Source organism: Marinobacterium stanieri, assembly GCF_900155945.1.
Taxonomy (GTDB): Bacteria; Pseudomonadota; Gammaproteobacteria; order Pseudomonadales; family Balneatricaceae; genus Marinobacterium; species Marinobacterium stanieri.
Genome location: NZ_FTMN01000011.1, coordinates 141,775 through 148,932, shown reverse-complemented (window position 1 = coordinate 148,932; position 7,158 = coordinate 141,775). Strand labels below are relative to the sequence as shown.

The following is a 7,158-nucleotide window of genomic DNA, read 5'->3' as shown; positions in this document are numbered from 1 at the left end:
TTGCCTTGATTAAGCTTTGTGTGCTCAATCCTGACAAGCGCCCACACATATTACCTGATCAATTTGTTAAAGAGCGGGCTTGAGCAACCTGCCGTTCGGCAGAACCTGTTGTCTCAAGCGAGGCGCGTATCTTACCGCATCCTCATTCGGTGTCAACCGTTTTTTTCGTTTTTTTGTTTCAGTGCCGAAGCACTCAAACAACGAAGCGGTTGCAACCAAGGAGGCAAATCCTACATCAGAAATCTAAATGATTTCAAGAGCTTATCTCCTTCTCTCCTAAGCCGTTCAGTGTTGCGTGAACCCTGTCGCCTCAAGCGAGGAGGCGAATTCTACAGACATGAGATGGGGCGTCAACTGTTTTGTGTAAAATAATTTCAAAAAGATGAAAGGGCATTCAAAATGCCTATCACAAGCCCCGCTCAAACGGTCTCAGCCTGTACATATAGATAGAGTAGAACAGAAACGACAAAGGGCACCCTCTGGTGCCCTTTGTGATGAACGGCTCAACTAGCTGGTTAGCTGGTGAGATTTCGTAACACCATTACCGAGCAATGTGCCCGCTCAACCACCTTGGATGTCACTGAACCGATCAGCAGGTTCTCCACCCGCGAGTAGTTATGACTGGGCATCAGGATCAGATCGACCTTTTGCTTTTCGGCCAGAGCAACAATCTCACGTGCAGCACTGCCTTCTGCTATATGGACGAAGCAATGCTTGCGCCCCGGCATCACAGCCTCAATCAGATCGGCTACTTCCTGCTTCAATGCCTTCATCGCCTTCTCAACAGCGTCATCAGGGAAGTAGGCAGCCACTACCGGCATACTCAGGCCTGGCAGTACTGCCATGACGTGCAGCTCGGCACTGTCGTTTTCCAGGTACTGGCCTGCCGCTTCCAGCGAGCGTCGAGCCGTCTTGCTGTCCTGCATATCAACAGGCAATAGCACTTTGTTGAACATATATGCCTCCTAGGCTGCAGCGTTCTCGGCCGAGGCCTGTTTACGACGACGCTGAAGCTGCAACATTGCCAGCCCCGCCAGCAACGCCAGTGCAGGCAGCATCATCCACTGTTTGTCCGGGCGTTCATTTTCCACCTGAATACCCTGGATTTCCCAATCGAAATCCAGACCTGCTTCCTGTGCCGGGCTGCCAAAGCCGACCATATCAACGACGACTTTATCGTCCGACATGTTCAGCATCAGACCCGCATTCGACAGGCGCTCGGCGCCACTGCCCTCACCTTCCAATGGCAGCTTAACCAACTTGCTGACCTGATCACCATCAATGGTCATGCCTTCTGCCTGCAGCATCAGGTTACCGCCAGGCGGTACTTCAGCAGCCAGGGCTTCGATTTGTGTCGGGGACTCGATGCTTACCGGCGGATAGATCTCGTCCCACCAGAAGCCCGGACGGAACAGGGTAAAGGCGATCAACAGCAGCCCCAGGGTTTCGTACCAGCGACTGCGTACCAGCCAAAAGCCCTGAGTCGCAGCGGCAAAGATCAGCATGGCAATGACAGCAGCCCCCACCGTAATAAGCAGGTGTGGAATACTTTCGATGCCGATCAGCAGCAGCTCGGTATTGAAAATAAACATGAAGGGCAATACAGCGGTGCGGATGTCATAGGTAAAGCCCTGCACACCGGTGCGGATGGGGTCAGACTTGGCAATTGCCGCAGCGGCAAAAGCCGCCAGCCCCACCGGTGGCGTATCATCCGCGAGAATACCGAAGTAGAACACGAACAAGTGCACCGCAATCAACGGCACAATCAGCCCCTGCTCTGCCCCCAGGGTGACAATAACCGGGGCCATCAGGGTGGAAACAACGATGTAGTTCGCAGTGGTGGGCAGGCCCATACCAAGCAACAGGCTGATCGCTGCGGTAAACAGCAGCATCAGCATGATGTTACCGGCGGAGATGAACTCCACAAACTCGGTCATTACCAGACCAATACCGGTAAGGGTTACCGTACCCACCACAATACCGGCGGCGGCTGTTGCCACACCGATACCGATCATGTTCCGTGAACCGGTCACCAAACCATCCAGCAGGTCGGTCCAGCCTTCACGCACGCCTTCGGCGAACCCGCCTTCAGCACGGAAGGCAGCCTTGAGCGGTTTGTGTGTCAGCACGATCGCAATCATGAATACGGTTGCCCAGAACGCGGACAGCCCCGGTGAGAAACGCTCAACCGTCAGACACCAGACCAGTACAAATACGGGCAGCAGGAAGTAGAGACCGGATTTGACGGTTGGCCCCGTTTCCGGAAGCGCCACCACCTCGGAGTTCGGGTCGTCCATGTGCAGATCAGGGAAGCGCGCGGCAAAACGCACCAGCCAGAGATAGGCAATAAAGACGATCACCGCCATGATCCAGTAGCTGGCACTGCCGATGTAGGCCTTGGTCCAGCCGAAACCGTGATACAAGCCCAATGACAGCACACAGATACCGACCACAATGCCAAGCCAGGTCGCCAGCTTCTGCGCCAGAGTGCGTGAATCCGGGTTCTTGGGCAGGCCCATCATGCCTGCTTTCATTGCTTCCAGGTGCACGATGTAGATAAGGGCGATGTAAGAGATCAGCGCCGGCAGAATCGCGTGCTGAATCACTTCTATATAGGAAATACCAACGTACTCCACCATCAGGAAGGCCGCCGCGCCCATAATGGGCGGTGTAAGCTGACCATTGGTGGAAGCTGCCACTTCAACCGCGCCGGCTTTATAACCCGGGAAACCGACGCGCTTCATCAATGGAATTGTAAACGTACCGGTGGTTACCACATTCGCAATAGAGGAACCGGAGATCAGGCCACTAAGGCCAGAAGATACAACAGCCGCTTTCGCCGGACCGCCGCGCATATGCCCCAACAACGAGAAGGACACCTTGGTGAAATAGTTGCCCGCACCCGCCTTTTCCAGCAAGGCGCCGAAGAGTACGAACAGGAATACAAAACTGGTGGAAACACCAAGAGCCACACCAAACACACCTTCAGTGGTCAACCACTGATGCGACATGGCCTTGTTCAGGCTTGCGCCCTTGTGGGCGATCACGTCGGGCATGTAGGGGCCGGCGAAGGTATAGGTCAGGAAGACAGCCGCTACCACCATCAAGGGTGGCCCCAGTGCGCGGCGGGTAGCTTCAAGCAACAGGATCATGCCTGCCACAGCCACCACTATATCCATGGTAATTGGCGCGCCGGAACGGCCGGCCAATTCACTTTCAAAAAGTACCAGGTAAGCCGCAGAGAACGCCCCTGCAAAGGCAAAGACCCAGTCCTGAATGGGCACATAGAAGCGAGGCGAGCGCTTCAGTGCGGGATAGGCGGTATAGGCCAGAAAAATGGCAAACGCCAGGTGAATGGCACGCGCCTTGGAATCATTGATCACGCCAAAATCAAACAGGAAAGGCAAAGGGGAGGCGTACCAGAGCTGAAACAGGGCCCATGCCAGAGCGACACCCCACAGCAGTTGTCCGGCAAACCCTCGAGGGCTGCGGGCACCGCTGTCAGACTGGGCAACCAGTTCCTGAATGTCATCGTTCGATGTCTTGACTTGATCTTGCTGAGACACAGCGAACACCTTCTATCCGTGAGATAAACAGAAAGGGGGCACGGAATGCGCCCCCTTGTCAGTCAGCCGCTTACAGCAGGCCGGCTTCTTTGTAGTACTTCTCTGCACCCGGGTGCAGAGGCGCTGTCAGCGCATCGCTGACCATCTCTTCTTTCTTCAGGTTAGCAAACGCAGGGTGCAGTTTGCGGAAAGTATCGAAGTTTTCGAATACCGCTTTCACCACGTTGTAGGCAACTTCGTCAGGCACTGCGGTGGAGCTGACAATAGTCGCGCCAACACCGAAGGTGGTCACGTCATCCGGGTTGCCACGGTACATGCCGCCCGGCACGGTTGCCTTACGGTAGTAGCTGTTTTCACCTACCAGCATATCAATGGTGGCATCGTTGACTTCAACCAGGTTGCTGTCACAGGAAGTGGTCGCTTCCTTGATGGCACCACTGGGGTGACCCACCACGTAAACCATGGCGTCGATCTTGTTATCGCAGAGTGCGCTGGCCTGCTCGGATGCTTTCAGCTCGGACGCCAGTGCAAAATCATCGGCAGTCCAGCCCTTGGCGTTCATCAGCACTTCCATGGTGCCGCGCTGGCCAGAGCCCGGGTTACCAATGTTGACGCGCTTGCCTTTCAGATCGTTGTAGTTCTTGATACCTGCATCGGCACGGGCCACCACGGTGAACGGCTCGGCATGCATGGAGAACAGGGAACGCAGCTCAGGGTTGGCACCCTGGTCTTCGAACTTGGACGTACCGTTATAGGCATGGTACTGCCAGTCAGACTGGGCAACACCAATATCCAGCTCGCCTGCACGAATGGTATTCAGGTTGTAAACAGAACCACCGGTACTTTCAACGGAACAACGAATACCGTGCTCGGAGCGGTCCTTGTTAACCAGTCGGCAGATTGCACCGCCGGTCGGGTAGTACACACCGGTTACCCCGCCGGTACCGATGGTGATGAAGCTCTCCGCACTTGCGACTGTCGGTGCAGCTGCACCACCCATAGCTACAGCCGCAGTCATTGCTGCCGAGATCAGCGTTTTCTTCAGTGCCATAATCGAACTCTCCTGTTTCGGATCGGGATGGTTCCTGTCACACGATTGCCAGAAACCGGCTTCAGAATCTGAGTATTAGTCAGGCTTGCTCCATCTTCAAGATTTCACAGAACTTTTTACTGTTTTAGTTGTTTTACTTAACATATTCAGGAAATCTCTCTGTGCGCACTCTCCCCCCTTCGCTATAGTGGATTTGTGCCGCCATCACAGGAGCCAACATGTATACATTGCCCGAACTGGAGCCTTTGCGAGATTTTGATGCCATTGCTGTACTGACCAGCGGTGGCGATTCCCCCGGCATGAACCCGGCCGTTCGCGGCGTAGTCCGCGCCGCCCTGAACCAGGGCATCAGTGTCTATGGCATACAAAAAGGTTACAGCGGCCTGCTGGCAGGCGACCTGCGACTGATGACTTCGTCTTCGGTACGCAATATCGTTCAGCGCGGAGGTACGATCCTGAAAAGTGATCGCTGCGAAGCGTTCAAACAGCCGGAAAATCGCCGTACCGCCGTGCAGATATTGAAAGATAAGGGCATTCAGGGACTGGTTGTGATTGGCGGGGATGGCTCCCTCACCGGGGCGCATTGTCTGGCAGAGGAAAGTGACCTTGCCGTTGTAGGTCTCCCCGGCACTATCGATAACGATATTTTCGGTACTGATGACACCATTGGCTTTGATACTGCCGTCAATACCGCGCTGGATGCCATCGATAAGATCCGTGATACCGCTTCCTCCCATGAGCGCCACTTCCTGGTCGAAGTCATGGGCCGCAACTCAGGCTTTCTCGCCACTCATGTGGGTATTGCTGCCGGTGCTGAAATGGTCGTGGTGCCCGAGTATGAGGTTCATATTGAGCAGCTGGGGCAACAGCTCAGCGAAAGCCGCCGCAGTGGCAAGGGCTCCAGCGGGATTATCGTAGTGGCCGAGGGCCGTGATCCGGGCCTGACCTACCGCCTGGCGGAACAACTGCGGCAGCAGGGCGAAGACCCTCGCGTCTGTATCCTTGGCCACATTCAGCGGGGCGGGCAGCCCAGTGGCCATGATCGGGTGCTGGCATCCAGCCTGGGGGCCATGGCAGTGAGTTACCTGCTGGCAGGCTACAGCGACATTATGGTGGGCGTAGACGCAGGCGGCATCGTGGAAGTACCGCTGGACAGCGTTATTCGCTACCGTAAGGGGCTCGATCCACACCTGTTTGAGCTTGCGCTGTTGTTGCACAAGTAAGCAGCCCCCACCAAGGAGCCCCCATGAACGCCCTGATTCGACTGTTTTTCAAAGGTCTGCTGGTTTTACTGCCGGCCGTGGTAACCATTTATCTGGTTTACGCCATTTTCATGGCGCTGAACAACACCCTGTTTTCAGCGTTGGGCCAAATGTTTCAGCAGCTGATGCCGGGACTGCAACCGGGCTGGGCCACTACGCTTTTGGCCATCGCTTCCACCCTGCTGCTGATAACACTGACAGGCGCTCTGGCCAGCAACTTCCTGGGCCGCTTCCTGTTTAACCGCTTTGAACAGTTAATGAAACGTATTCCTCTGGTCAAGCTGCTCTACAACGCCATGCGCGACCTGTTCCAGGCATTTCTGGGCGAGGACAAGCGTTTTGATAAGCCGGCCCTGGTGTGCCTGAACGAGGAGTCGGGTGTCAGAGTGGCCGGGTTTATAACCGCAGAGGACATGTCCAATTGGGGATTACAGGATGATGTGGCTGTTTATCTGCCGCAATCCTACAACTTTGCCGGCAACCTGATCATTGTGCCCCGCGCGCGCGTGACGCCGCTTGATCAGCCGGCAGGCGACGTCACCACCTTTATTGTCAGTGGTGGCGTCTCTACCCATAAGGAACAAGGCGGTGCTTAACCGAAGCGGCCGGCAATAAACGGGTTGGTTTGGCGCTCATGGCCAAAGGTGGACATGGGGCCGTGTCCGGGGATGAAGTCGATCTCATCCCCTAACGGCAGCAGCTTTTCCTTGATAGACCGAATCAGCGTGTCGTGATCGCCACGCGGGAAGTCAGTACGCCCGATCGAGCCCTGGAAGAGCACATCCCCTACCAGCGCCAGCGCAGTTGGCTGATGATAGAAAATCACATGACCAGGTGTGTGGCCCGGGCAATGTACGACATCAAGCGTGACCTCGCCAAAGCTGACCTGGTCACCATCATCCAGCCAGCGGTCCGGGCTGAACACGTCTACGGCTGGAAAACCGAACATCCGGCTCTGCTGGGGCAGCCCTTCAATCCAGAATTCGTCATCCTTGCCCGGCCCTTCAATTTTAAGGCCCAGCTCCTGTGACAAGGCCGCCGTGCCGCCGGCATGGTCGATGTGTGCGTGGGTCAGCAGGATTTTCTCCAGCTTGACGCCTTCCTCAGCAACAGCCGCCTTGATCCGATCCAGGTCACCGCCCGGGTCGACCACTGCGGCCGCCTTGGTCTGCTCACACCACAGCAGCGTGCAGTTCTGCTGAAACGGGGTCACGGGAATAATGCGATATTTCATGCTGCTCCGACCGGTTTGAAAACGTTCGCATCAGTATATCGACCC

6 protein-coding genes are annotated in these 7,158 nt (G+C 55.8%); 2 read left to right on the top strand and 4 right to left on the bottom strand.

What is annotated here, in order from left to right; all coding sequences use genetic code 11:
* Positions 1-515: 515 nt before the first annotated feature.
* The 3 genes from BW956_RS19830 to BW956_RS19820 form a co-directional block, all read right to left on the bottom strand.
* Entirely contained in the window at positions 516-956 is a 441-nt protein-coding gene (locus BW956_RS19830) for a universal stress protein (protein ID WP_076465684.1), read from the bottom strand.
* 9 nt (positions 957-965) lie between these two features.
* A complete protein-coding gene (locus BW956_RS19825; RefSeq protein ID WP_076465681.1) occupies positions 966-3,566 on the bottom strand; it encodes a TRAP transporter permease in 2,601 nt (866 codons plus the stop codon).
* Positions 3,567-3,636: 70 nt separating this feature from the next.
* On the bottom strand, positions 3,637-4,617 hold the full coding sequence (locus BW956_RS19820; RefSeq protein WP_139327239.1) for a TAXI family TRAP transporter solute-binding subunit: 981 nt from the start codon (positions 4,615-4,617) through the stop codon (positions 3,637-3,639).
* Positions 4,618-4,835: 218 nt separating this feature from the next.
* Here BW956_RS19820 and pfkA point away from each other — a divergent pair, with 218 nt between their 5' ends.
* The gene (gene pfkA, locus BW956_RS19815; RefSeq protein ID WP_010324514.1) at positions 4,836-5,840 is read left to right on the top strand and encodes a 6-phosphofructokinase; all 1,005 of its coding nucleotides are present in this window, start codon (positions 4,836-4,838) and stop codon (positions 5,838-5,840) included.
* 23 nt (positions 5,841-5,863) lie between these two features.
* A complete protein-coding gene (locus BW956_RS19810; RefSeq protein ID WP_076465676.1) occupies positions 5,864-6,475 on the top strand; it encodes a DUF502 domain-containing protein in 612 nt (203 codons plus the stop codon).
* Here the strand turns inward: BW956_RS19810 and BW956_RS19805 are convergent.
* A complete protein-coding gene (locus tag BW956_RS19805) occupies positions 6,472-7,113 on the bottom strand; it encodes an MBL fold metallo-hydrolase (protein ID WP_076465673.1) in 642 nt (213 codons plus the stop codon). The genes BW956_RS19810 and BW956_RS19805 overlap by 4 nt on opposite strands.
* Positions 7,114-7,158 lie beyond the last annotated feature (45 nt).